This window comes from Cellulomonas endophytica, assembly GCF_004123805.1.
Taxonomy (GTDB): Bacteria; Actinomycetota; Actinomycetes; order Actinomycetales; family Cellulomonadaceae; genus Cellulomonas; species Cellulomonas endophytica.
This window is the reverse complement of the sequence record NZ_RWJX01000004.1, coordinates 92052-115133: the sequence shown is the minus strand read 5'-3', so window position 1 is coordinate 115133 and position 23082 is coordinate 92052. Positions and strand designations below refer to the sequence as shown.

General features: G+C 77.1%; 22 protein-coding genes. 12 read left to right on the top strand and 10 right to left on the bottom strand.

Features of this window, described 5'->3' with window-relative positions; translation table 11 throughout:
• Nucleotides 1-84: 84 nt before the first annotated feature.
• From EJA20_RS02570 to EJA20_RS02560, 3 genes are all read right to left on the bottom strand, one after another.
• Nucleotides 85-1614, bottom strand: coding sequence for a high affinity choline transporter 1 (locus EJA20_RS02570; RefSeq protein WP_129336609.1), 1530 nt, complete (start codon nucleotides 1612-1614; stop codon nucleotides 85-87).
• Nucleotides 1615-2250: 636 nt separating this feature from the next.
• A complete protein-coding gene (locus tag EJA20_RS02565) occupies nucleotides 2251-2988 on the bottom strand; it encodes a TetR/AcrR family transcriptional regulator (protein ID WP_129336608.1) in 738 nt (245 codons plus the stop codon).
• 32 nt (nucleotides 2989-3020) lie between these two features.
• Nucleotides 3021-3872, bottom strand: coding sequence for a helix-turn-helix transcriptional regulator (locus EJA20_RS02560; protein WP_129336607.1), 852 nt, complete (start codon nucleotides 3870-3872; stop codon nucleotides 3021-3023).
• 102 nt (nucleotides 3873-3974) lie between these two features.
• Here EJA20_RS02560 and EJA20_RS02555 point away from each other — a divergent pair, with 102 nt between their 5' ends.
• From EJA20_RS02555 to EJA20_RS19020, 6 genes are all read left to right on the top strand, one after another.
• Nucleotides 3975-4748, top strand: a complete 774-nt coding sequence (locus tag EJA20_RS02555; protein WP_129336606.1) for an SDR family oxidoreductase — start codon at nucleotides 3975-3977, stop codon at nucleotides 4746-4748.
• 130 nt (nucleotides 4749-4878) lie between these two features.
• Nucleotides 4879-5775: an urea amidolyase associated protein UAAP1 gene (locus tag EJA20_RS02550; protein WP_129336605.1), complete on the top strand. Its 897-nt coding sequence runs from the start codon at nucleotides 4879-4881 to the stop codon at nucleotides 5773-5775.
• Nucleotides 5772-6443, top strand: a complete 672-nt coding sequence (locus EJA20_RS02545; RefSeq protein WP_129336604.1) for an urea amidolyase associated protein UAAP2 — start codon at nucleotides 5772-5774, stop codon at nucleotides 6441-6443. Before EJA20_RS02550 ends, EJA20_RS02545 begins: the two co-directional genes overlap by 4 nt.
• Nucleotides 6443-10093 carry an urea carboxylase gene (gene uca / locus EJA20_RS02540; protein ID WP_129336603.1) on the top strand — a complete coding sequence of 1217 codons (3651 nt, stop codon included), beginning with the start codon at nucleotides 6443-6445 and terminating at the stop codon, nucleotides 10091-10093. Before EJA20_RS02545 ends, uca begins: the two co-directional genes overlap by 1 nt.
• Nucleotides 10090-11445: an allophanate hydrolase gene (gene atzF / locus EJA20_RS02535; RefSeq protein ID WP_205687325.1), complete on the top strand. Its 1356-nt coding sequence runs from the start codon at nucleotides 10090-10092 to the stop codon at nucleotides 11443-11445. Before uca ends, atzF begins: the two co-directional genes overlap by 4 nt.
• Nucleotides 11442-11867 carry an allophanate hydrolase-related protein gene (locus tag EJA20_RS19020; protein WP_205687324.1) on the top strand — a complete coding sequence of 142 codons (426 nt, stop codon included), beginning with the start codon at nucleotides 11442-11444 and terminating at the stop codon, nucleotides 11865-11867. The genes atzF and EJA20_RS19020 overlap by 4 nt, the downstream gene beginning before the upstream one ends.
• Before the next feature lie 33 nt (nucleotides 11868-11900).
• Here EJA20_RS19020 and EJA20_RS02530 read toward each other — a convergent pair whose 3' ends face one another.
• From EJA20_RS02530 to EJA20_RS02520, 3 genes are all read right to left on the bottom strand, one after another.
• On the bottom strand, nucleotides 11901-12413 hold the full coding sequence (locus EJA20_RS02530) for an ATP-binding protein (protein ID WP_205687323.1): 513 nt from the start codon (nucleotides 12411-12413) through the stop codon (nucleotides 11901-11903).
• Nucleotides 12414-12524: 111 nt separating this feature from the next.
• A complete protein-coding gene (locus EJA20_RS02525; protein WP_129336602.1) occupies nucleotides 12525-13511 on the bottom strand; it encodes an aldo/keto reductase in 987 nt (328 codons plus the stop codon).
• A gap of 167 nt (nucleotides 13512-13678) precedes the next feature.
• The gene (locus EJA20_RS02520) at nucleotides 13679-15313 is read right to left on the bottom strand and encodes a methyl-accepting chemotaxis protein (RefSeq protein WP_164983806.1); all 1635 of its coding nucleotides are present in this window, start codon (nucleotides 15311-15313) and stop codon (nucleotides 13679-13681) included.
• Between the two features lie 130 nt (nucleotides 15314-15443).
• On the opposite strand from EJA20_RS02520, the gene EJA20_RS19015 reads away from it, so the two are divergent.
• Nucleotides 15444-16487 (top strand): response regulator transcription factor, encoded by a 1044-nt coding sequence (locus EJA20_RS19015; protein WP_205687322.1) that lies wholly within the window; start codon nucleotides 15444-15446, stop codon nucleotides 16485-16487.
• A gap of 125 nt (nucleotides 16488-16612) precedes the next feature.
• Here EJA20_RS19015 and EJA20_RS02510 read toward each other — a convergent pair whose 3' ends face one another.
• Complete coding sequence (locus EJA20_RS02510; RefSeq protein ID WP_129336600.1) at nucleotides 16613-17044, bottom strand: VOC family protein; 432 nt, start codon at nucleotides 17042-17044, stop codon at nucleotides 16613-16615.
• A gap of 106 nt (nucleotides 17045-17150) precedes the next feature.
• Between EJA20_RS02510 and EJA20_RS02505 the strand changes: the two genes are divergently transcribed.
• The 3 genes from EJA20_RS02505 (at nucleotide 17151) to EJA20_RS02495 (ending at nucleotide 19640) form a co-directional block, all read left to right on the top strand.
• Entirely contained in the window at nucleotides 17151-18200 is a 1050-nt protein-coding gene (locus EJA20_RS02505) for a helix-turn-helix transcriptional regulator (RefSeq protein ID WP_129336599.1), read from the top strand.
• A gap of 91 nt (nucleotides 18201-18291) precedes the next feature.
• On the top strand, nucleotides 18292-19161 hold the full coding sequence (locus EJA20_RS02500; RefSeq protein ID WP_129336598.1) for a trypsin-like serine protease: 870 nt from the start codon (nucleotides 18292-18294) through the stop codon (nucleotides 19159-19161).
• 98 nt (nucleotides 19162-19259) lie between these two features.
• Nucleotides 19260-19640 carry a VOC family protein gene (locus tag EJA20_RS02495; RefSeq protein ID WP_129336597.1) on the top strand — a complete coding sequence of 127 codons (381 nt, stop codon included), beginning with the start codon at nucleotides 19260-19262 and terminating at the stop codon, nucleotides 19638-19640.
• A 136-nt stretch (nucleotides 19641-19776) separates the two neighbouring features.
• Here EJA20_RS02495 and EJA20_RS02490 read toward each other — a convergent pair whose 3' ends face one another.
• Both EJA20_RS02490 and EJA20_RS02485 read right to left on the bottom strand, forming a co-directional pair.
• Entirely contained in the window at nucleotides 19777-20136 is a 360-nt protein-coding gene (locus EJA20_RS02490) for a DUF202 domain-containing protein (RefSeq protein WP_240674916.1), read from the bottom strand.
• A complete protein-coding gene (locus EJA20_RS02485) occupies nucleotides 20133-20522 on the bottom strand; it encodes a YidH family protein (RefSeq protein ID WP_129336596.1) in 390 nt (129 codons plus the stop codon). The genes EJA20_RS02490 and EJA20_RS02485 overlap by 4 nt, the downstream gene beginning before the upstream one ends.
• A 158-nt stretch (nucleotides 20523-20680) precedes the next feature.
• Between EJA20_RS02485 and EJA20_RS02480 the strand changes: the two genes are divergently transcribed.
• Nucleotides 20681-21334 (top strand): class I SAM-dependent methyltransferase, encoded by a 654-nt coding sequence (locus EJA20_RS02480; protein WP_129336595.1) that lies wholly within the window; start codon nucleotides 20681-20683, stop codon nucleotides 21332-21334.
• Between the two features lie 46 nt (nucleotides 21335-21380).
• On the opposite strand, the gene EJA20_RS02475 is transcribed toward EJA20_RS02480, so the two are convergent.
• A complete protein-coding gene (locus EJA20_RS02475; protein ID WP_129336594.1) occupies nucleotides 21381-22070 on the bottom strand; it encodes a hypothetical protein in 690 nt (229 codons plus the stop codon).
• A gap of 125 nt (nucleotides 22071-22195) precedes the next feature.
• Here EJA20_RS02475 and EJA20_RS02470 point away from each other — a divergent pair, with 125 nt between their 5' ends.
• Complete coding sequence (locus EJA20_RS02470; protein ID WP_129336593.1) at nucleotides 22196-23059, top strand: AraC family transcriptional regulator; 864 nt, start codon at nucleotides 22196-22198, stop codon at nucleotides 23057-23059.
• Nucleotides 23060-23082: the final 23 nt, after the last annotated feature.

Below are 23082 nucleotides of genomic sequence, written 5' to 3'. Positions count from 1 at the left end.
CGCTCGACGCGGCGGCCCGGCGCGACCGGCCCGCCGCCGCCGTCGCCGGCTGACCCGCCCGTCGGTGTCTCGTCGGACTCGTCGTCAGGCGGCGGGCACCGGCGCCGTGGCGGCCGGGGCCGTCTCGAGGTCCTCGTCGAGCTCGCGCTCCAGCTCCAGCACCTGCTCCGCCTCCGAGAGCCGCTCGCTCTCCGGGCGGGGACGGAGGAACCCGACGAGCACGAAGGTGCCGAAGCCGACGGCGCCGGACACGAGCGTCGCCCAGCCGTCGAACCCGGCCCCGACCAGCGTGTTCTCCACGTACAGGAGGTCGTTCGGCACCCCGTAGAGCGTCGGCGTGAGCGCCAGGAGGACGAGCCGGACCGCGAGCCCGACCCCCGCCGCCGTGAGCGCCGCGACCGCCCCGGGGCGGCGCCAGAACATCCCGATGATGAACGGCGCGGCCAGGCCCGCCAGCATGAGGTCGAAGGCGAGCGTGAGCAGGATGCCCGTCTGCGAGACGCGGATCGCGAGCACGCAGCCGAGGACGACGATCGGCACCATCGCCAGGCGCGTCCAGCGCAGCAGCGGATCGGGGCCACCGACGACGATCCGGCGCTGGTTGAACAGGTTCCGGACGGCGATCGCGGAGGTCGCCAGGATCGCGCCGGAGGCGGTGGAGAACGACGCGGCCACGATGCCCGAGAGCACGACCACGGCGAGCAGCGGCGGCGCGACGTCGGCGAGCAGCGTGAACAGCACGGGCCCGTCGTCGACCGTGATCCCCAGGACGGCGGTCGCCGTGAGCGCGACGAGCGCGAAGACCGTCCCGATGGCGGCGGTGAACCCGGCCGCGATGAAGCACGAGCGGCGGGCGACCTCCGGGCTCTTCGCCCCGAAGATCCGCTGCATGAAGTCGATCGCGACGATGTCGCCGATGCCGAGCGCCACGAGCGTCGCCCAGTTGATCGGCGCCCCCTGCGCGCTGTCCGTGAGCTGACCGAGGTCGAACGGCCCCAGGCCCTCGGGCACGACGATCCCGTAGGTGACCGCGACCCACCCCAGCAGCGCGACCGCCGCGATCACCGTGATGACCGTCTGGATGGCGGCGGTGTAGGCGTCGGAGAACAGGCCGCCCGCGACCGTGTAGGCCAGGACGAGCGACACCGAGAGCACGACGCCCCACGCGTAGGGGATGTTCGCGAAGCGCTCGAGCAGGAACCCGCAGGCGACGAGGTTGCCGGCCAGCAGCGTGACGAACGACAGCAGCATGACGAGGCTGGCGAGCACCTCCGTCGGCCGGCCGTACCGGATCCGGAAGAAGTCGGCGAGCGTGAAGAGCTTCATGCGGTTCACGGGCTTGGCGAGGAACAGGCCCGTGAGCAGCAGGCAGACCGCCAGGCCGATCGCGAGCGAAGCGCCGGACCAGAACCCGAACTGCGAGGTCAGGTCCGTGTTGCCGACGGTCGCGTTCGAGTCGACCGCGGCGGCGGTGAGCGAGACGGCGACGAGGGGCACGCCGAGGCGGCGCCCGGCGACGAGGAAGTGCGCGCTGTCCCCGTCGATCTTGCGCGCGACGGCGATGCCGACGGCGAGGACCACGAGGACGGTCAGTCCGACTCCGGCGATGATCATGCGGGCTCCAGCGGGTCGCGACGCGGGGACGAGAGGTCCGGCAGGCGTCGCGGCAGGGCCGTCGCGACGTTTCTGTCGTTCGACCCGTATTCATCCGCGCCGACGTGACCGCCCCGCGTCCGCCACGAAACGATCGTGTTACGACCCCCTCACAGGAACAGCCCCGCGTCGCCCGCGGAAGAGCCCCACAACCTCCGACGAGATGACGGTTCCGGCCGCTCCCCTGCGGCCGTGAGCGGCCGGAACAGGCATCTCGTCGCCCGGGTGGGCGCCCGCAACATGCGACGCGCGCGCAACCTCCGACGAGATGACGGTTCCGGCCGCTCCCTCGGGGCCGTGGGCGACCGGAACAGGCATCTCGTCGCTCGGGTGGGGGCGTGCGACGTGCGACGCGCGCGCAACCTCCGACGAGATGACGGTTCCGGCCGCTCCCCCGCGGCCGGGAGCGACCGGAACAGGCATCTCGTCGCCCGGGTGGGGGCCCGCAACGTGCGACGCGCGCGCAGCTTCCGACGAGATGACGGTTCCGACCGCTCCCCTGCGGCCGTGAGCGGCCGGAACAGGGATCTCGTCGGGAGGAGAGGGGCGTGCGTCGCGGGCGGGTCGCGGCGGCGGGAGGGGCCGCCGGCCCGGCCGTCAGGGGGTTGCGGGAGGGGGTGCGGCGCCCGGCAGGAGGGCGCGGCCGCCCGCCGCGTGGCGGGTGCGCTCGTCCGGGGCGAGGCCGAGGACGGCCAGGGCGGCGTCGGCCACGGCGGCCGGGGTGCGGGCGTCGAGGGTCTCGGGGGCGCGCCGGCGCTGGAGGATCACGCTCTCGACGAGGCCGAGGACCAGCGCGGTCCGGTGCGCGACGTCGGACGCCGCGCCCTCCGGCACCGCCGGCACGTCAGGGAGGACCGGCGGGGCCTCGACCACCGGCCCGTCCGGCACGCAGCCGGCGACGAGGAGCCGGTAGGCGTCCTCGAGCTCGCGGCGGCGCTCGTGGAAGGGCGCGAAGCGCTCGTCGTCGAGCTCGGGCAGCAGGTACAGGGCGCCGAGGTTGTCCTCGCCGGCGCACAGGAGCCGGACGTCGCCGGCCGCGAGCGCCCAGAGGCGGGCCGGCGCCGGCTCGGGGCGGATGAGCAGGGCGCGGGCGGCGTCGAGCGAGGGCTGCACCGTGCCGAGGAGGAGCTCGAGGAGCACCGCGTACTTGCCGGCGAAGTGGTGGTAGAGCGTCGCCTGCCGGACGCCGGCGACCTCGGCCAGCGCATGGGTGCTCGTGCTGCCGTACCCCACGGTGCAGAAGAGCCGGGCGCCCGCGTGGAGGATGTCCTCGCGGGTGCCGCGACCGGTCGGCGACGTCCCGGCGGTGCGGGGTCGTCCGGTCGCGCGGGGCACGGTCGCCGACCGTAGCAGCGCCGCGAGCCCCCTCAGCGGCCGCCCTCGACGAGCGTCTGGGTGCCCAGCACGGCCAGCAGCGCGAGCTTGCCCTCGGCCTCGCTGCGGGGGGCGGCGGTGAGCACCAGCAGCGCCTGCCCCTCGTCCTCGGTGAACAGGGCCTGGCAGGCGACCTCGACGCGGCCGACCTCGGGGTGGACGAGGACCTTGTGGTCCTCGAAGCGGCGGGCCACCTCGTGCGCCTGCCACAGCGCGACGAACTCGTCGCTGCGCGCGGACAGCACGCGCACGAGCTCGGCGGCGGGCGAGCGCGGCCCCGCCGTCCCCAGCGCCGCCCGCAGGGACGCGACCTGCGCGCGGCTCTGCCGGTCCCGGTCCTCCTCGGGGTACCGGGCGCGCTCGCGCTCCGGGTCGACGAACCACCGGTACACGGCGCTGCGCTCCCACCCGCGCAGGCCCGCGACGTCGCCGAGCAGGGCGCGCGCCAGGTCGTTCTGCACGAGCGTCCTGCCCAGGGGGTCGATGACGAGGGCCGGGGTGTCGGTCAGCCGGTCGAGGACGCGCAGCAGGCCGGGCGCCACGTAGTCGGACACCTCGCCGCGGTCGGGCGCGCTGTGACCGGCGACGCGGAAGAGGTAGTCGCGCTCGTCGGGCGTCAGGCGCAGCGCCCGGGCGAGCGCCGCCAGCACCGGGACGCTGGGCTGCGGACCGCGCCGCTGCTCCAGCCGCGTGTAGTAGTCGGTGGAGATCACGGCGAGCTGCGCGACCTCCTCGCGCCGCAGGCCGGCGGTGCGGCGGCGGGCCCCCGGGCCGAGGCCCACGTCCTCCGGGCGCAGGGCGGCGCGGTGCCGGAGCAGGAAGTCGGCCAGGGCGTCGCGGTCCACGCCCCGATCATCCCCGTGCCGCGGCCGCCGTGGCAGGGACCGCCGGTCCCCCGATGGGCCGTGCCTGGTGGGGCCGCGAGGGCGCCGCGCAGGCTCGTGCCCATGGACATCACCGGCAGGACCGTCTTCATCCCCGGCGCGACGAGCGGCATCGGCCTGGCCCTCGCCGTCGCCCTCCACGAGCGCGGCAACGCCGTCATCATCGGCGGGCGGCGCACCGAGAGGCTCGAGCAGATCGTCGCCGAGCACCCCGGCCTCCACGCCGTCCGCATCGACACCGCGGACCCGGAGAGCATCGCGGCCGTGTGCCGGCAGGTCGTCGCGGAGCACCCGGCGCTGGACACCCTCGTCGCGATGGCCGGCGTCATGCGCGTCGAGGACTGGACGCGCCCCGAGGGCTTCCTCGCCTCCGCCGAGGAGGTCGTCACGACGAACGTCCTGGGGCCGGTGCGCCTCGTGGCCGGGCTCGTCGAGCACCTGCGGACGCGGCCCGACGCGACGATCATGACCGTCTCCTCCGGGCTCGCCTTCGTGCCGCTGGCCGCGACCCCCACCTACAACGCCAGCAAGGCCGCGGTGCACCTGCTCAGCGAGTCGATCCGTCTGCAGCTCGCGCCCGCGGGCGTCCGGGTGGTGGAGATCGTGCCGCCGTCGGTCGCGACGGACCTGCTGCCCGGGCAGCGGGAGAGCGCGATCGCGATGCCGCTCGACGCGTTCGTCGCGGAGGTGCTCGAGATCCTCGAGCGGGACCCGGAGCCGACCGAGGTCCTCGTCGAGCGCGTGGGGTTCCTGCGCGGGGCCGAGGCGCGCGGGGAGTACGCGCAGGTCGTCGCGGCCCTCAACGCCTCCGACCCGCACGCGTCCCCCGAGCGGTAGGCCGAGCGGCAGGCGTGCCGGCGACGAGGCGTCGGTCGAGCGGTAACGCGGTCGCAACACGCGCCTCATCCGCCCGACACAGCGGTGCGGTTCCCTCCTTTCTGTCACCGGACAGAAAGGGGCGCCGCCCATGACGGGAACGGCCATCGGCACCGGCACCACCGGCACCGGCACCGGCACCACCGCGGGGGCCCGTGCGCACGCCCGCGAGCAGGAGGGGTCGGCCGCCGCCGCGGCCGTCGCGGAGCGGCCCTGGCTGCCGGCGCCGGCCGCGCCCGTCGACGGGCTCGTCGGCGGCCTGCCCGACGGGGTCGGGCCGGCGGACCTCGTGTGGGCCGAGCGCGTGGCCGCGGGCGGGTACACGCACCGCGAGCTCGCCCGCGGCACGCACGTGCGCCTCACCGACGTGACCGGCGAGGCCTGCGCGTCGGTGCTGCTGTTCAGCGCCGGCCGCACGCACGAGCGGCTCAACGTCGCCGACACCGTCAAGGTGCAGTGGCAGGTCTACCCCGGCGCCGGTTACCTGCTGCTGTCGGACCAGGGACGCGTCCTGGCGTCGCTCGTCGAGGACACCTCCGGCCGCCACGACGCGGTGTTCGGCACCTCCACGGCCGCCCGCAACGCCGAGCGGTACGGCGACGGCAGCCTGCAGGGCCCCTCCCCCGCCGGGCGCGAGCTGCTCGTGCTCGCCGCCGCCAAGCACGGGCTCACGCGCCGGGACGTGGCGCCCTGCGTCTCCTTCTTCCAGGGCGTGCGCGTCGACGAGGCCGGCGCCGGCGTCTTCGAGGGCTCGGCCGGCCCCGGCGCGTCCCTCGTGCTCCGGGCCGAGATGCCGCTGGTGCTCCTCGTCGCGAACACGGCCCACCCGCTCGACCCGCGGCCGGCCTGGACGTGCGGCCCCGTGGAGGTGACCGCCTGGCGCGGCACGCCGACGACGCCGGACGACCCGCTGTGGGACGCCACCCCCGAGGGCCGCCGCGCCTTCGTGAACACCGCCGACCACCTCACCGCCCGGGGGACCGCATGAGCACCACGACCGTCCCGGCCGCCGGCACCCCCGCGGCCGGCGACGACCACCCCTTCGGCCCGGAGGTGCACCGCGCGACCGTGGCGCCGCGCGCCCCCTGGTCCTGGACGCTGCGGGCCGGGCAGGTCCTCACGATCGTCGACGTCGACGGCAACCAGGCGGTCGACTTCCTCGCGTACGACGCCCACGACACCGCCGACGCCTACAGCGCCCAGGCGACGGTGCAGGCGCAGGGCTCGGTGTTCCTCACCCTCGGGTCCGTGCTGCTCAGCGCCGAGGGGAACCCGCTGCTGACGGTCGTCGGGGACGACGTCGAGCGGCACGACACCCTCGGCGGCGCGTGCTCGAAGGAGTCGAACACGCTGCGCTACGGCCACCACACGTGGGCCCAGCACGCGTGCGCGGACAACTTCCTCGCCGAGCTGTCCCGGTACGGGATGGGCAAGCGCGACCAGGTCTCGAACGTCAACTGGTTCATGAACGTGCCGGTCGACCCCGACGGCGCCCTCGGCATCGTCGACGGCATCTCCGCCCCCGGCCTGTCCGTGAGCATCCGTGCCGAGCGGGACGTGCTCGTCGTCGTGTCGAACTGCCCCCAGGTCAACAACCCCTGCAACGGCTTCGACCCCAGCCGCGCGGAGATGGTCGTGCGGGCGGGGGCGCTCTGATGGCCCGCTTCGACACGCTCCTCGTCGCCAACCGCGGCGAGATCGCCGTCCGCATCCTGCGCTCCGCGCGCGAGCTCGGCCTGCGCACCGTCGCGGTGTTCTCCGAGGCGGACCGCGGCGCCCTGCACACGGAGCTCGCCGACGAGGCCGTCCCTCTGGGACCCGCGCCCGCCGCCGAGAGCTACCTGCGCATCGACGCGGTCGTCCGGGCCGCGCAGGCCACGGGTGCCGGCGCGATCCACCCCGGCTACGGCTTCCTGTCCGAGAACCCCGAGCTCGCCCGGGCGTGCGAGGCCGCCGGGATCGTCTTCGTCGGACCGACGCCCGAGCAGCTCGAGGTGTTCGGCGCCAAGCACACCGCCCGCGCCGCCGCGCACGCCGCCGGCGTCCCGATGCTCCCCGGCACGGGCCTGCTCGACACCCTCGACGAGGCCGTCGCCGCCGCGGACGCCATCGGCTACCCCGTCATGCTCAAGGCCACGGCCGGCGGCGGCGGCATCGGCATGCGGGCGTGCGCCGGCCCCGACGAGCTGCGGCTCGCCTGGGACGACGTCCGCCGGGTGGCCGGCGCGGCCTTCTCGTCGGGGGCGGTGTTCCTCGAGCGGCTCGTGCCGCGCGCCCGCCACGTCGAGGTCCAGGTCTTCGGCGACGGGGCCGGCCGCGTCGTCACGCTCGGCGACCGCGACTGCTCCCTCCAGCGCCGCAACCAGAAGGTCGTCGAGGAGACGCCCACCCCCGGGCTCCCCGAGGCCGTGCGCCGGCAGATCACCGACGCCGCCCGCGACCTGTGTGCCTCGGTGGCCTACCGGTCCGCCGGCACCGTCGAGTACGTCTACGACCCCGACCGCCAGGAGGCGGCGTTCCTCGAGGTCAACACCCGCCTGCAGGTGGAGCACCCGGTGACGGAGGCGACGCACGGCGTGGACCTCGTCGCCTGGATGCTGCGCCTCGCGCAGGGCGAGACCGCCGTGCTCGACGAGGTCCCCGCCGCGCCCGTCGGCGCCGCCGTCGAGGCCCGCGTCTACGCGGAGAACACCGACCTCGGCGGCCTGCCGAGCGCCGGCACGGTCACCCACCTCGCCCTGCCCGAGGGCGTGCGCGTCGACACGTGGCTCGAGGTCGGGGCCGAGGTCAGCACCCACTACGACCCGCTGCTGGCCAAGGTCGTCGTGCACGGCCCGGACCGCGAGGCGGCGTGGGCGGCGCTCGGCGCGGCGCTGGCCGCCACCCGCGTCGACGGCGTCGCGACGAACCTCGGCCTGCTGCGCACGGTCGCGGCGGACCCCTCGGTCGCCGCGGCGACGCACTCCACGCGCACCCTCGACGGCCTCGAGGACGCGACCCCGCGGTTCGAGGTCCTGCGCCCGGGCATGCTCACCACCGTCCAGGACCTGCCCGGGCGCGTGGGGCTGTGGCCCGTCGGCATCCCGCCGTCGGGGCCGATGGACGCCTGGAGCTTCGCCGCCGGCAACCGGGCGCTGGGCAACAGCCCGGGCGCCCCCGGGCTGGAGTGCACGATGACGGGCCCGGCGCTGCGCTTCCGCACGGCGGCCCGCGTGCTCGTCGCCGGGGCGCCCGTCCCCGTGGACGTGGACGGGACGCCCGTCCCGCAGTGGGAGCCCGTGGCCGTCCCCGCCGGGGGCGTGCTGACGATCGGCACGACGACCGCCGGGATGCGCGCCTACCTGCTCGTCGAGGGCGGGCTCGACGTCGTCCCCGTCCTGGGCTCGGCGAGCACCTTCGACCTCGGCGGCATGGGCGGGGTCACGGGCCGCGCGCTGCGGCCGGGCGACCTCGTCCCCCTGGCGACCCCCGCGCAGCCCCAGGACGTGCGGCCCGTCCCCGACGGGGAGCGGCCCGTCATCGGCGACCGCTGGGAGGTCGCCGCCCTCGAGGGCCCCCACGCGGCACCGGAGTTCTTCCTGCCCGAGGACGTGGAGGCCTTCTACGCCGCGGAGTGGGAGGTGCACTTCAACTCGGCGCGCACGGGCGTCCGGCTCACGGGGCCGCGCCCGCGCTGGGCCCGCCCCGACGGCGGCGAGGCCGGCCTGCACCCCTCGAACATCCACGACACGCCCTACGCCGTCGGCGCCGTCGACTACACGGGCGACCTGCCGATCCTCCTCGGCCCCGACGGCCCGAGCCTGGGCGGGTTCACCTGCCCCGCCACGGTCGCCAGCGGGCACCTGTGGAAGCTGGGCCAGCTGCGCCCCGGCGACCGGGTCCGCTTCGTGCCCGTGTCCGACGACGAGGCCGCGCGCCTGTCGGCCGACCGACTCGCCCCGGCCCTCGCCGACCGGCCGGCGGTGGGCGACGGCGGCATCCTCGGCGGCCGCCCGGCCCTCGACGGCGCCCCCGCGCTCACCCTGCGCCGCAGCGGCGACGCGAACCTCCTCGTCGAGTACGGGCCCATGCGCCTCGACCTCGGCGTCCGGCTGCGGGTGCACGCCCTCATGGAGGCGCTGGAGGCCCGCCGCGCCGCGGGCACCCTGCCCGGGGTCGTCGAGCTGACCCCCGGCATCCGCTCCCTGCAGGTGCACCTGGACCCGACGACGACGAGCGTCGCCGCCCTCGTCGAGGCCGTGCGCGACGCCGACGCGGCGCTGCCGGCCACGACCGACCTGCGCGTGCCGAGCCGCACCGTCTGGCTGCCGCTGTCCTGGGACGACCCCTCGACGCGCGAGGCCATCGAGCGGTACATGAACGGCGTCCGCGACGACGCGCCCTGGTGCCCCTGGAACATCGAGTTCATCCGCCGCATCAACGGCCTGGACTCGGTGGACGACGTGCACCGGGTCGTGTTCGACGCGGAGTACCTCGTCATGGGACTCGGCGACGTCTACCTCGGCGCGCCCGTGGCGACGCCGCTGGACCCGCGGCACCGCCTCGTCACGACGAAGTACAACCCGGCACGCACCTGGACGCCGCAGAACGCGGTCGGCATCGGCGGCGCCTACCTGTGCATCTACGGCATGGAGGGCCCGGGCGGCTACCAGTTCGTCGGCCGGACGGTGCCCGTGTGGTCCACGCTGCGGCAGAAGGGGGCGTTCGAGCCGGGGACCCCGTGGCTGCTGCGGTTCTTCGACCGCATCCGCTGGTACCCCGTGACGCCCGACGAGCTGCTGGAGCTGCGCGCCGACATGGCGGCGGGCCGGCTGCGGCTGCGCGTGGAGGACGGCGAGTTCGCGCTCGCCGACCACGAGCGGTTCCTGGCGGAGAACGCGGCCTCGATCGAGGCGTTCCGGGAGCGGCAGGCCGCGGCGTTCGGCGCCGAGCGCGCCGCGTGGGAGGCCGCCGGCGAGTTCGACCGCGTGCACGAGGAGCCCACGGCCGTCGGCGCCGGGCCGGCCGTGGAGCTGCCGCCCGGGGCGGTCGCGGTCGAGGCGGCCTTCGCGGCGAACGTCTTCCGCATCGACGTGGCCGTGGGCGACGAGGTCGCGGAGGGCCAGACGCTGCTGGCGGTGGAGGCCATGAAGATGGAGGCGCCCGTCGTGGCGCCGGCCGCTGGGCGGGTGCGGCAGGTCGTCACCGCGCTCGGCGCGCAGGTCGGGCCCGGCAGCGTGCTCGTCGTGCTGGACGGCCCCGGCGACGAGGACGGCCCCGAGGGGCCCGGGCTCCCCGACGACGCGCAGGACGAGAGGGCGGCATGAGCACGACGACGACCGCGGCCACCCCCGGGACGAACCGGGTGGTCCCGCTCCCCGACGACCCTCGCGCGCACGTGGCGGAGCGGTACGCGCGCCTGGCCGCCGCCGACCGGCCCGAGGTGTGGATCACCCTGCGCCCGGAGGCGGAGGTGGCCGACGAGCTCGTCGCCGTCGTGGGACGGGTCCGGGGCGGCGAGGAGCTGCCGCTGGCCGGCGTGCTCCTGGCGGTGAAGGACAACATCGACGTGGCGGGCCTGCCGACCACGGCCGCGTGCCCGGCCTTCGCGTACCGGCCGGGGCGCGACGCCGTCGCGGTGGCCCGGCTGCGGGCGGCGGGCGCGGTCGTCGTCGGCAAGACGAACCTCGACCAGTTCGCCACGGGCCTCGTCGGGACGCGCAGCCCCTACGGCGCGGTCCGGCACGCCACCCACCCGGACCGGGTCTCCGGCGGCTCGAGCAGCGGGTCGGCGGTGGCGGTGGCGCTCGGGCTCGTCGACGCGGCGCTCGGCACGGACACCGCCGGCTCCGGACGGGTGCCGGCGGCGTTCCACGGCCTGTGGGGCGTCAAGCCGACGAAGGGCACGGTCCCCGCGACGGGCGTGGTCCCGGCCTGCCGCACCCAGGACGTCGTCACCGCGATGGCGGCCGACCTGGACCTGGCACGGCTCGTCGCGACGACGATGACCGGCCCCGACGCCGGCGACCCGCTGTCGCGCCCGGTGCCCACCGGACCCCTGGGCTCGGTGCCGGGGACCGCGGTCGCGAGCGCCCCGCGGCTGGGCGTCCCGGCGACCACCGCGGACCTGGGCGAGCTCGCCCCGGGCTGGGCGGAGGCGTACGAGGCGGCGGTGGCCCGGGCCTTCGCCGCCGGCGCCGTCGCGGTGCCCGTGGACCTGGCGCCGTTCCTCGCCGTCGCGCGGATGCTCTACGAGAGCACCTTCGTCGCGGAGCGCTACGCCGCGGTCGGGGCCTTCGTCGACGCGCACCCCGACGCGGTGGACCCGACCGTCGGCCGCATCATCGGCGGCGCGCGGGACCTGCCGGCGTGGCGGCTGTTCGCGGACCTCGAGCGCCTCGACGCCCTCCGGGCGGTGGCGGACGGGGTGCTGGCGGGCCTCGACGCCCTCCTGCTGCCGACGACGACGCAGCACCCGACGCTCGCCGCCGTCGCGGCGGACCCCGTCGGCGTCAACACCGCGCTGGGCCGGTTCACGAACTTCGCCAACCTGCTCGACCTCGCGGCGCTCGCGGTGCCGGCGGGCAGGGTCGACGGCCTGCCGTTCGGCGTGCAGCTCGTCGGGCCGGCGTTCTCCGACGAGCGGCTCGCCGCCGTCGCGCGGACGGTGCTGGCATGAGCGCCGCCCCCGGGACCTACCCCGACGTGCTGCTCGCGGTCGCCGGGGCGCACCTGCAGGGGCAGCCGCTGCACCACCAGCTCCTCGACCGCGGCGCGGTCCTCGTCGGGGCGACGAGGACCGCTCCGACCTACCGCCTCCACGCGCTCCCGACGGACCCGCCGAAGCCCGGCGTCGTGCGGGTCGCGGACGGCGGCGCAGGGCTCGAGGTCGAGGTGTACCGCCTGACGGCGGCCGCCTTCGGGGACCTCGTGGCCTCCCTCCCGCAGCCCATGGCGATCGGGCGGGTCGACCTCGCCGACGGCACCGCGGTGGCGGGCTTCCTCGTCGAGCCCGTCGCGGTCGCCGGCGCCGCGGACATCACGGCCCACGGCGGCTGGCGCGCCTACCTGGCCTCCCTCGCCTCCCTCGCCTCCCGCTGAGGACCGGACCCGTCCCGGCCGGAGGACCACCGGTCAGCGGGACGGGCCCGCCGGCGTGACCTCCGGGACGGCGGGCGAGCCGGCCGGCGGGGTGATCGCCGGCAGCGTGAACAGCGCCCAGACGTGCTTCTCCCCCGGCGTCCGGTACCAGCCCACCTCGTCGGCGAGGAGCCGGGCGAGCCGGATCCCGAAGCCGCCGTCCCCGGCCGTCCGGTCGCCGGCCTCCTGGGGCTCGGACGCCGGGTCGTGGTCGCTGATCTCGAGCAGGAACGCGGCGCCGTCGCTGGACAGGCGGGTCGTCGTCGGGGGCGCACCGTGCTCGAGGGCGTTGGTCGCGAGCTCCGTCGCGACGAGCGCCATGTGCTCGGGCACGTCGTCGAGGTCGACGTCCTCCGCCCGGCCTGCGACGGTGTTGATCTCCGCCCGCAGCTCGCCGCGCAGCGCCCGCAGGGTCCGGGTGCTGTCGAGCAGCCACTGCCGCAGCACCGGCCACCGCACCGGCACCTCGGCATACCTCAGGACGGCGTCCTGCCCCTCCGCGACCACCGGACCCCCTGCGTCGACCCCTCGTCAGGCCGTTGCTGGGCCGTCCCGCCATCGTGCCCGCGCCCCCGGCGGCCCGCCAGCGCGGCGGCCGGCGGGACCGCGCGCGTGCCCTCAGAGCGGGGCGTCGAGCCACACCCGCGACGGCGGCAGCAGGGCCTCGAGCTCCGGCCACAGCGCGTCCGGCAGCTCCGCCGCGGCGGCCGCGACCACGTCGTCGACCCGTGACGGCCGGCTCATGCCCACCACCGTCGTCGTGAAGCGCGGGTCGCGCAGCGAGAACTGCAGGGCCGCGGTGGCCAGGTCCGTCCCGTGCGCGGCGCAGACCGCGTGCATCGCGGTGACCGCGTCGAGCACCTCCGGCGGCGCCTCCCGGTAGCCGTAGCGCGCGGGCATCCCCTCGGGGCCGCGCGCGTGGGGCCCGGCCGCGAGGATCCCGCCGCCGTAGATCGCCGCGTTGACGAGCACGAGCCCGCGCCGCCCCGCCTCGTCGAGCAGGTCCCCCGCGCTCCGGTCGAGCAGCGTCCAGCGGTTGTGCACGAGCAGCGCGTCGAACACGCCGAGCGCCAGGTAGCGCGCCATCTCCTGGACGCGCCCACCGGCGAGGCCGATGGAGCCGACCACACCCGCGTCGCGCAGCCCCACGAGCGCGTCGACCGCGCCCCCGGGCCGCGTGATCTCCTCGAACGGGAAGTTCTCCGGGTCGTGCAGGTGCACCAGCGGCAGGTGGTCGATGCCGAGGCGCTCGCGGCTCTCGTCGACGGAGGCGCGCACCCGGTCGCCGGAGTAGTCGCCGTCGCGGGGGTCGACCTTCGTCAGCACGACGACGCCCTCCGGCAGCCCGCCGGCCTGCGCCAGCGCGGTCCCGATGCGCCGCTCGCTCTCGCCGTCGCTGTATCCGTTGGAGGTGTCGATGGTGCGGACGGCGCTGGCCAGGACGGCGTGCACCGTCGCGACTCCCTCGTCCGCGCTCACGTCCCGGCCGAAGAGGTCCGGCATGCTGCCCAGGGGCGCACCGCCGGCGGTGACGGCGGAGACCTGCACGCCGGTGGTGCCGAGGGGGCGCATCCAGCCGGGGCCGCCGGGACGGGGAGAGGTCATGGCGGGCTCCTGGGCTCGTCGGGCACGTCGGCGGGCGCCCGGCCGGCACGGGGCCGGACGGACGCCCGCGAGTCTGCCCCAACGCCCGCCGCCCCGCCCCGCGCGGACGCGGGACGGGGCGGCGGGGCCGGCCGGGGCCGGGTCAGGGCCGGTCGGGGCTGGTCGGGTCAGACCCGGAAGCGCCCGACGAGGGACTGCATCTCCGAGGCCATCGACGACAGCTCCTCGGCCGCGCGGGCCGTGGACTCCGCGCCGTCGGTCGCGCCGCGGGCCGCGTCGGCGACCGCCGAGACGTTGCCGGCGATGCCCTGCGCGCCCGACGCCGCCTCCGCGACGTTGCGCGAGATCTCGTTCGTCGTCGCCGTCTGCTCCTCCACGGCGGCGGCGATCGTCGACTGGTAGTCGTTGATCCGCGAGACGGTCTCGGAGATGCGGCCGATGGCCGCCACCGCCTCCTCCGTGTCGCCCTGGATCGCCTGGATGCTGCGGGCGATGTCCTCCGTGGCGCGCGCGGTCTCCGACGCCAGCTCCTTGACCTCGGCCGCGACGACCGCGAAGCCCTTGCCCGACTCGCCCGCCCGCGCCGCCTCGATGGTGGCGTTGAGCGCCAGCAGGTTCGTCTGCTCCGCGATGGACGTGATGAGCCCGACGATGCTGCCGATCTGGGCCGACGAGGCGCCCAGGCGCGTGACCGTCTCCGTGGTGGCGCCGGCCTCGTCGACCGCCTGCCCCGCGACGCGCGCGGCCTCGGAGGCGTTCGTGGCGATCTCGCGGATGGAGACACCCATCTCCTCGGCGCCGGCGGCCACGGTCTGCACGTTGCCCGAGACCTGGCTCGCGGCCACGGACACGGACTGGGCCTGGCCGGAGGACTCCTGCGCGGCGCGGGTGAGGCCCGACGAGGTGCCGGTCAGCTGCACGGCGGCGCCGGAGAGCCTCGTGACGTTCCCGCCGATGGTCACCAGGGACTCGCGCAGGGAGACGCGGGCCTGCTCGAGGGAGGCGGCCATCTCGCCGACCTCGTCGCCGGAGCTCACGGTGGTGGGCGTGGCGAGGTCGCCGTCCGCGAGGCGGCGCAGGCCGTCCTGCAGGCGGCGGACCGACCCCGTCACCCCGCGGGCGACGAGGAGCGCCGTCCCGAGCGCGGCGGCGAGGCCGACGACGAGCAGCAGCGCGCTCGTCGTGCGCGCCGAGCGGTAGGCGGCGGCGGCGTCGGCCGCGCTCTGCGCCGCCTGGGCGTCCTCGCTCTCGACGAGCGCGCCGAGGGCGCTGCTCACGGCCTCGGCGAGCGGGGCCGCCTCGGAGTTGTTCGTCGCGAGCCAGCCCTGGCCGTCCTGGGTCTCGACGTAGGGCATGAGCAGCGTCTCGACGCCGTCGATGTAGGCGACGAAGCCGTCGCGGATCTCCTCGACGCGGGCCTCGTCCTCGGCCGTGACGCCCGTGGCGACGTAGGCGTCGAGCTGGTCGAGGAAGGTCGCCTGCAGGTCGGCGTACTCCTGCGCCGTCGCCCCCGCCTCGGGGCCCTCGCCCGCGAGGAACACGTCGCGCACGCTCAGCGAGATGCTCTTGCGCGTCACGGACAGGGCGTTGAGGGCCTTGATGCCCTGCAGGTTCTGGTCGTACATGTCCTGGCTGCGCTGCGCGCTCGCGCTGAGCGCGGAGGCGCCGGACAGGCCGACGACGAGCGCGACGCCGGCGCCGACGAGTGCGGGCGTGAGGACCTTGACGCGGACGGAGCGGCGCGACCACCAGCCGGCACGGGGGCCTGCCTCGTCGTGCCGGGGGTGCGGGAGCGGCGGCATGGGACACCTCGGGGACGCAGGGGCACACCCGGAGGACCCGGGCTCTCCCCCCTCTATCGGCCGCCGGGAGCGGGACTGGAGCCCGACCGGCGACCGGTGCCACTGCCCCGGCCGGTGCTCTACTGGACGCGTGCTCCCCGACGCGCGCTGGCGGACCGTGCAGGCGGTCGGCCTCGAGCTCCTCGAGGTCACCGACCCGCAGGAGCAGGCGACCGCCGCCCTGCACGCGCTGCTGCGCCTCGTGCCGGCGGACGTCGCCGGCGAGCTCGTCATCGACCCCGCCGCGGGCCGTGCCGTCGCGCGCGAGGTGCCGGACCTCCTCATGCCCGCCGCACCGGCCGAGGGCCTCGACGAGGTCCTCGCCACGAACCCCGCGGTCCCCCACCTCCTGCGGCACGGCACCCTGCCCGCCACCCGTGTCGAGGACCTGTGCGGCCCCGAGGCCTGGGCCCGCAACCCCATGCGGCGCGAGCTGCTCGACCCCCAGGGCGTCCCGCACGCCGTGCTCACCGCGCGGGTGGAGGCGCCCGCCGGCGGCCCGGGCGTCGTCCACGGCTTCGGGCTGAACCGCAGCAGGCCCTTCTCCGACGAGGAGCGCGACGTCCTCGGCGCCTTCGAGCCCTACCTGTGGCTCGCGCTGCGGCAGCGGCGGCGCCTGGGGCTCCTGCACGACCTGGAGCTGGCGGTGGCGGGCGGGGGCGGGCTCCTCGTCGTGCGGGGCGACGGGGGCCCGCCCCATCTCAACGCCCGGGCGGACGAGCTGCTGCAGCGCCACGGCCTGACGCCCGCCGACGTCGTGCGCCTGTGCCGGACGGCGGTGCCGCCCGGCGGGCAGGGGGCGCTGCGGACCCGGCACGGCGTCCTGCGGCTGCGGCGTCGCCCGGCGGAGGCGGGCCGGCTCGCGGTCGTGCTCGACGAGGTGCGGGCCGCGCCCGGCACCGCCGCCGGCGAGCCCCTGACCCGCCGCCAGCACGTCGTGCTCTGCCACGCCTCGCACGGGCTCACGGCCGCCGCGATCGCACGGCGGCTGGGGCTGCGTCCCCGCACGGTGGAGAAGCACCTCGAGCACGTGTATCGCGCCCTGGGGGCGAGCGACCGTCTCGACGCCGTACGACGGGCGCGCGAGCGGGGCCTGCTGCCCGTGCTCGACGGGTGCGACCACCTGCCGGGCTGACTACGTACTTCTACGTAACCGCTCGCCCGACGGGCCCGCGGGGGCGTGTACTCCTCCCGCACGACGGGTCGGGCCCCGGCGGGCCCGCGCGCAGGGGGCGCGGGCCCGTCGCCGACCCCCGCGGCTCAGGCCGCGGGCGCGGCCGCCACGTCGAGGACCCACGTGATGCCGAAGCGGTCGGTCACCATCCCGAAGAGCGGCGAGTAGCCGGCCGGCGCCAGGGGCGTGCGGACGGTGCCGCCCTCGGCGAGCCCCGCGAAGGCGCGGGCGATCTCGTCGGCGTCGTCCCCGCGCACGGAGACGAACACGGGGTCCTGGCCGCGGTCGAGGGGCCGGGCGGCCGGCACGTCGTAGGCCATGACGGCGAAGCCCGAGGGGGCGCTCGCCTGGCCCCACTTGACCTCGTCCGGGCGGGCACCGTCCGCGGCGTCGCGCTCGTCGCCGGCCTGCGCGAAGGGCAGCGCGACGACGCTCCCGCCGAAGGCGGCGGCGTAGTGCTCCAGGGCCTCGCGGGCCTGGCCGCGGAAGTTCAGGTGCGTGGTGGTCGTGATGCTCACGGTCGTGTCCTCTGCTCGTGCCCGACGGCGTGTCCGTCGGCGGCAGGGACGACTCTCGTCCGGGTTGCGGTCAGTTCCTGTCCGCGACCTCCACCACACTGCTCCCATGAGCGGAACCCCCGGCCGGCTGCTGTCCCTGCTCTCCCTGCTCCAGGCCCGGCGCGACTGGCCCGGCGGGGTCCTCGCCGATCGCCTCGAGGTGAGCGCGCGGACCGTCCGGCGCGACGTCGACCGGCTGCGCGAGCTCGGCTACCCCGTGCGCGCCACCACGGGCCCGGACGGCGGGTACCGGCTCGAGGCCGGCGCCCACTTGCCGCCCCTCCTCTTCGACGACGAGCAGGCCGTCGCCCTCGCGGTGGCGCTCCAGACCGCCGCCGGGGGTGCCGACGCCTCCGACGCCGCGTTCCGCGCCCTCGCGACCGTCCGCCAGGTGCTGCCGGCCCGCCTGCGCCGGCAGGTCGACACCGTGCGCGTGACCGCGGCGCCCACCCCGGGCGTCCCCGCGGCGGCCGTGGACCCGGCGGTGCTGCTCGCCGTCTCCGCCGCCGCCCGCGACCACCGGGTGCTGCGCTTCGCGTACGCGGCGACGGCCCGCGACCGCGCCACCGCGACGGACGACGGCGCGCCCGCGGAGCACCTCGCGAGGGACCCCGCGACGACCGCCGCGCCCCGACCGTCCCGCCGCGTCGAGCCCCACCACGTCGTGAGCCGCGGCGGTCGCCTCTACCTCCTGTGCTGGGACCTCGACGCCGACGCCTGGCGCACCTACCGGCTGGACCGGCTGTCCCCCGGCGTCCCGCTCGGCCCCCGCTTCGTCCCCCGGCCCGTGCCCGGCGGCGACCCGGCCGCCTTCGTCGCGGCGCTGTTCCGCGGCGCCGCCGACCCCGGCCGCGACGACCGCTGGCCCTGCCGCGGCGAGGTCGTCCTGCACGCCTCCGCGGCCTGCGTCGCGCCCCACGTCGAGGACGGCGTGCTCGAGCCGCTCGGACCCGACCGCTGCCGGCTCTCGGTCGGCGCCTGGTCGTGGCGGGCGCTCGCGGCGACGCTCCTGCGGTTCGACGCCGAGGTCGAGGTCGTCGGCCCGCCGGAGCTCGCCCGGGCCTTCGCCGACCTCGCGGGCCGCTGCGCCCGGGCCGGTGCCGGCGCCACGCCCTAGGTGGGTCCGCAGGTTCACCCGGAGGGCCGGCACCCTGCGGCATCCTGTGCTCCCGGCCGCCCCGGCCGGCCCTCGGACGAAGGACGTGCACATGAACGGACGTCTCCGCGCCACCGCCGCCGCCCTCGGGCTCACGGTCGCCCTCGGCATCGCCGCCGCCGCCCCCGCGACGGCGATCACGGGCGGCACCGTCGACGACGAGAACCTGTACGACAACGTCGGGATGCTCCTCTACTACACGGAGGACGGCCGCTTCCGGTGCACGGGCACCCTGGTCTCGCCGACCGTCGTGCTGACCGCGGCGCACTGCACCGACGGCACCCTCGGCCGCACGCTGGTGACCTTCGACCCGCTCGTCGACGAGGAGGCGCCGCTCGACGAGCTCCCGGCCGCCGAGGACCCCGCCGCCGGTTTCACGGACGGCACGGAGCTGCCGCCGCTCGCGGTGCTCGGCACGGCGTTCACGCACCCGGACTACAGCGACTTCACCGACCTAGCCACGTGGAACGACGTGGGCGTCGTCGTGCTCGACGAGCCGCTCGAGGGCATCGAGCCGGCGGGCGTCGCGCCCACGGGCTACCTCGACCGGTTCCGGCCGAACGTCCTCAACAAGACGCTCTTCACGGTCGTGGGGTACGGCACGGAGGTGCGCCAGGCGCTCACCGGGCCGCAGAAGCCGACGCCGATGTCCTACCCGATCGTCCGCCGCTACACCGAGGAGGTGGGGCAGAAGCTGACGCCGCAGATCCTCCAGGTCAACGGGAACGAGAACGACAACCGCGGGGGCGGCGGCTCGTGCTTCGGCGACTCCGGCGGCCCGTCCTTCACCGGCGGCTACCTCGTCACGGTGACGAGCTACGGCTACACGGACAACTGCCGCTACCTGGGCGGCCTGCAGCGGGTCGACATCCCCGAGGTGCAGGACTGGCTCGCCGGGTTCGGCGTGGTGCCCGCGGCCTGACCTGACGACGACGGGCCCCGTCCTGCGGGCGGGGCCCGTCGCCGTGCGCCGGTCCGGAGGTCTTCCGCGCACGGCTCGTGCGGTGGCACGCTCGCGGCGTGGGCAGCCCCGTCGTGCACGTGGAGTTCATCGGTCCCGACCCGGCGCGGCTGCGGGCGTTCTACTCCGCGCTCTTCGGCTGGGACGCGCCGCCGGGGGCGCCGGTCCACCCGGCGGTGTCGGACGAGGACCGGTACGCGTTCGTCGAGCCGGACCCGGACGCCGGGCCGGCCGCCGGCGGGATCGGCGGCGGGCCCGGCTTCGCCGCGCACGCGATCGTCTACGTCGGCGTGCCGGACGTCGGCGCCGCCCTCGCCCGCGCGGTCGAGCTCGGCGGCACCCTCGTCCTCGGACCCGTGCGCAACGAGGGCGGCGCCGTGACCGTCGGCCACCTCCGCGACCCCGCGGGCACGCTCGTCGGGGTGGCCGGCCCCCGCTGACGGCCGCGCCGTCGCCCGAGAGCCCCACGACGAGATGCCGCTCCCGGCCGCTGCCCGGAGACCCAGGGCGGCCGGGAGCGGCATCTCGTCGGAGGGGTTGCCTAGGAGGACCGTCCGGCGGAGGTGTCCGGCCGGGCTACTCCGTCCCGGCCGCGAGCGAGAGGGTGGCGACGAGCGCGAGCGCCGCACCGCCCGCGGCGAGCGTCGCGACCGCGGCGAGCAGCGCACCGGCGCCGGGCGGCGGCCGGTCGGCGCCGAGCGCCACGGCGACCGCGCGCTGCCGCCGGGACGCCAGCACGGCGAGCACGAGCCCCGCCAGCGTGCCCCCGACACCGAGGGCGACACCCCAGGCGCCGAGGACGGGCGGCAGGACCCGGAGCGAGAGGACGCCGCCGAGCGTGAGCGCCAGGACGGTGCGGCGCCAGGCCAGCACGGTCCGCTCCGGCTGCAGGCCGGCGTCGAGCACCCCTCGCGGGGGGCGCGGCGCGACGGTCACGGCCCCAGGAGGAGGGCGACGAGCACGAGCACGCCGACGACGGGCAGGCCCGCGGCGAGCAGGACGGTGAGCACCGGGCTGGGCAGGGGGTCGCCCCGCCGCATCGCCCGCTCGGTCCGCCCCCAGTGCACCCAGGCCGCGGGCGGCACGAGCAGCGCCAGGACGAGCAGCGCCACGCTCGCCGTCAGCCGGAGCCGGGCCTCCAGCGGCAGCGCGAGCGCCTCGAGCGCGACCCCCGCGGCGAGGAGGGCCAGGGACGTCCGGGTCCATGCGAGGAACGTCCGCTCGTTGGCGAGGCTGAAGCGGGGGTCCGGCTCGTCGCCGTGCCGGTGCACCCAGTCCGGGAAGCGTCGCCGCGGCGACGGTGCGGACGGGCCGGGGGTCATGGCGGTGGCCTCTCGTCGTGCGGGTCGTCGGCAGGTGGGGGCCGGTGTCGTCCCGTCGAGCCTGCCAGTCCCCCGCCACCCGGCGTGCGCGGTGCGGCGCACCCGGCCGGCGGGGGTGGTCCGACCTCTGCCCGGCACGTCCGTGCGAGGGTGGGGCGGTGACCAGCAGCACCGAGCACGGCCCGGGCGGGCACAGCACGGCCGCGCCCCTCTCCCCCGACGCCTGGGACGCGCGGTACGCCGGCGCGGAGCGCGTCTGGAGCGGCGACCCGAACGGCGCGCTCGTCGCGCTCGCGGGCGACCTGCCGCCGGGGACCGCGCTCGACGTGGGCTGCGGCGAGGGCGCGGACGCCGTCTGGCTGGCGGCCCGCGGGTGGCAGGTGACCGCGTGCGACGTCTCGGACGTGGCCCTCGACCGCGCCCGGGCGGCCGGCGCGGCGGCAGGCGTCGACGTGACCTGGCGCCGCGCCGCGCTGGAGGACCTGCCGCTGCCCGCGGACGGGTTCGACCTCGTCTCCGTGCACTACCCCGCGCTGCTGCGGACGCCCGGTCGCACCGCCGAGCGGGCGCTGACCGCCGCCGTCGCGCCGGGCGGGCTGCTCCTCGTCGTCCACCACGCCGGCGTGGACGAGGCCGCCGCGCGGGAGCACGGGTTCCGGCTGGCCGACTACGTGGCGCACGAGGACGTCGTCGCCGCGCTCGGCCCGGGGTGGACGGTGGAGGTCGACGAGGTGCGCCCCCGCACCGGCGGCGGCGGCGGCGGCGCGCACCACCGGGAGGACCTCGTCCTCCTCGCCCGCCGCGGGCGGTAACGGGCCCGTCCGCCGCCGACCCGGGCGACGTGCCGGCGCGCGACCCTCATCCGCCGGAGGGCGCGGTCAGCGAGGCGCCGAAGGCCACGAGGGACGCGACCGCCGCGAGGGCGACGGCTGCGGCCCCGCAGGCCAGCGCGACCCGGAGCCGCTGCTGCGAGCGCGCCGCGTGCCGCAGCTCCGCGAGCCGCATCTGCGAGGGCGTCCCGATCTCGCGGAACGACCGGGGCAGACCGACCGCCGCCCAGCCGGCGAGCGCGGTCGCGTCCAGGGCCAGCGCCAGCGCGAGCGACACGACGACGAGGAGTGCCACCTGCGGCGCCCCCTCGGGGACCGCCCTCGCCCCGCCGTTGCCCCCGGCCACGCCGAGCACGCCCCCGGCCAGCGCGGTGAGAGCGGCGAACAGGTCGCGCCACCGGCCCGCCGTGGCACGCGTGCGCTCGAGGTAGCTGCCGCGCAGCCCGTCGAGCCGCTCCGTCCACAGCCGCACCTGGTCCCCGTCCCAGTCGGGGATGAGCAGGTCGTCCGGCACCCTCTCCGGCGGGCGGCCCGGCCGTGACCACGGGGTGCCGTGCCGCCCCTCGGCGGTCGGGACGTGCCGCGTGATGAGGGCCCGGGCGATGTCGTACCGCTCGTCACGCTGACGCCGCTCGAGCAGCCGCGCCGTGCCCAGCGCGGCAGCGGTCACGACGACCAGCGCGCCGACCGGCACCCCCCACAGCAGCACGACGTCCACGTCCCGACCCTGCACCGCGCCGCGACCCCGCGCCAGGGTCCCGGCACCCGCCGTCCGGCCGTCACCCCGAGGCCGGGCAGGCCTGGACGTTCCGCCGACCTCTGCCGTCGCGGCATGATGGCGCCGTGCCCCTCGCCGACGGCTTCGACCACGAGCGCCTGTCCGTCGTCCCGCGGCCGGTCGTCGCCGAGGCGCTGACCCGCCCGGTGACCCGGCGGCTCGTCGTCACGGACGCGGGCTGGTTCCCGGAGGCCGCCCAGCACGAGCGCCGACGCCCCCAGGGCATCCCCGAGGCCGTCGTCATGGTCTGCGTCGCCGGTGGCGGGTGGGTCGAGCTCGGCGGCGTCCGCTCGCGGGTGGGCGTGGGCACGGCGGTGCTGCTGCCGCCCGGGCTGCCCCACGCCTACGGCGCCGACGACGACGCGCCCTGGACGATCTGGTGGCTGCACTGCCGCGGCGCCGACGTGCCGGACCTGCTGGCCGCCGCGGGGGTCGGGCCGGAGCGCTGCACGGTGGCGCTGCGCCACCTCGACCGCTGCGTGGCCCTGCTCGACGAGACGGTCGCCGCCGTGGAGCGCCAGCACGCGTCGGCGGGCCTGCTGCTCGCCGCGGGCGCCGCGTGGAAGCTCCTCACGCAGATCGCCGTCGACCGGCTGCTGCCGGAGCCGCACGACCCCCTGGAGCGCGCGATGCGCTACCTCGCCGACCGCCTCGACGCGCCCGTGCGCGTCTCGGAGCTCGCGGCCCTCGTCGGGGTGTCCCCCTCGCACCTCGGCGCGCTGTTCCGGCGCGCGACGGGCGGCGGCGTCCTCGCCCACCACACCGCCCTGCGGATGGCCCGCGCCCGCCAGCTCCTCGACCGGACCCGGCTCACCGTGCAGCAGGTGGGCGCCGAGGTGGGCTACACGGACCCCTTCTACTTCTCCCGGCACTTCCGCCGCACCCACGGGGTGAGCCCCCAGCAGTACCGCGAGCACCGCAAGGGCTGACCCGCGCCCGACCGGCCGGCCGG

Coding starts and splice junctions, on each gene's coding strand:
- uca (WP_129336603.1), top strand. CDS start 6,443: ATGGCCCGCTTCGACACGCTCCTCGTCGCCAACCGCGGCGAGATCGCC.
- EJA20_RS02545 (WP_129336604.1), top strand. CDS start 5,772: ATGAGCACCACGACCGTCCCGGCCGCCGGCACCCCCGCGGCCGGCGAC.
- EJA20_RS02570 (WP_129336609.1), bottom strand. CDS start 1,614: ATGATCATCGCCGGAGTCGGACTGACCGTCCTCGTGGTCCTCGCCGTC.
- EJA20_RS02505 (WP_129336599.1), top strand. CDS start 17,151: ATGAGCGGAACCCCCGGCCGGCTGCTGTCCCTGCTCTCCCTGCTCCAG.
- EJA20_RS02555 (WP_129336606.1), top strand. CDS start 3,975: ATGGACATCACCGGCAGGACCGTCTTCATCCCCGGCGCGACGAGCGGC.
- EJA20_RS02500 (WP_129336598.1), top strand. CDS start 18,292: ATGAACGGACGTCTCCGCGCCACCGCCGCCGCCCTCGGGCTCACGGTC.
- EJA20_RS02525 (WP_129336602.1), bottom strand. CDS start 13,511: ATGACCTCTCCCCGTCCCGGCGGCCCCGGCTGGATGCGCCCCCTCGGC.
- EJA20_RS02485 (WP_129336596.1), bottom strand. CDS start 20,522: ATGACCCCCGGCCCGTCCGCACCGTCGCCGCGGCGACGCTTCCCGGAC.
- EJA20_RS02550 (WP_129336605.1), top strand. CDS start 4,879: ATGACGGGAACGGCCATCGGCACCGGCACCACCGGCACCGGCACCGGC.
- atzF (WP_205687325.1), top strand. CDS start 10,090: ATGAGCACGACGACGACCGCGGCCACCCCCGGGACGAACCGGGTGGTC.
- EJA20_RS19020 (WP_205687324.1), top strand. CDS start 11,442: ATGAGCGCCGCCCCCGGGACCTACCCCGACGTGCTGCTCGCGGTCGCC.
- EJA20_RS02520 (WP_164983806.1), bottom strand. CDS start 15,313: ATGCCGCCGCTCCCGCACCCCCGGCACGACGAGGCAGGCCCCCGTGCC.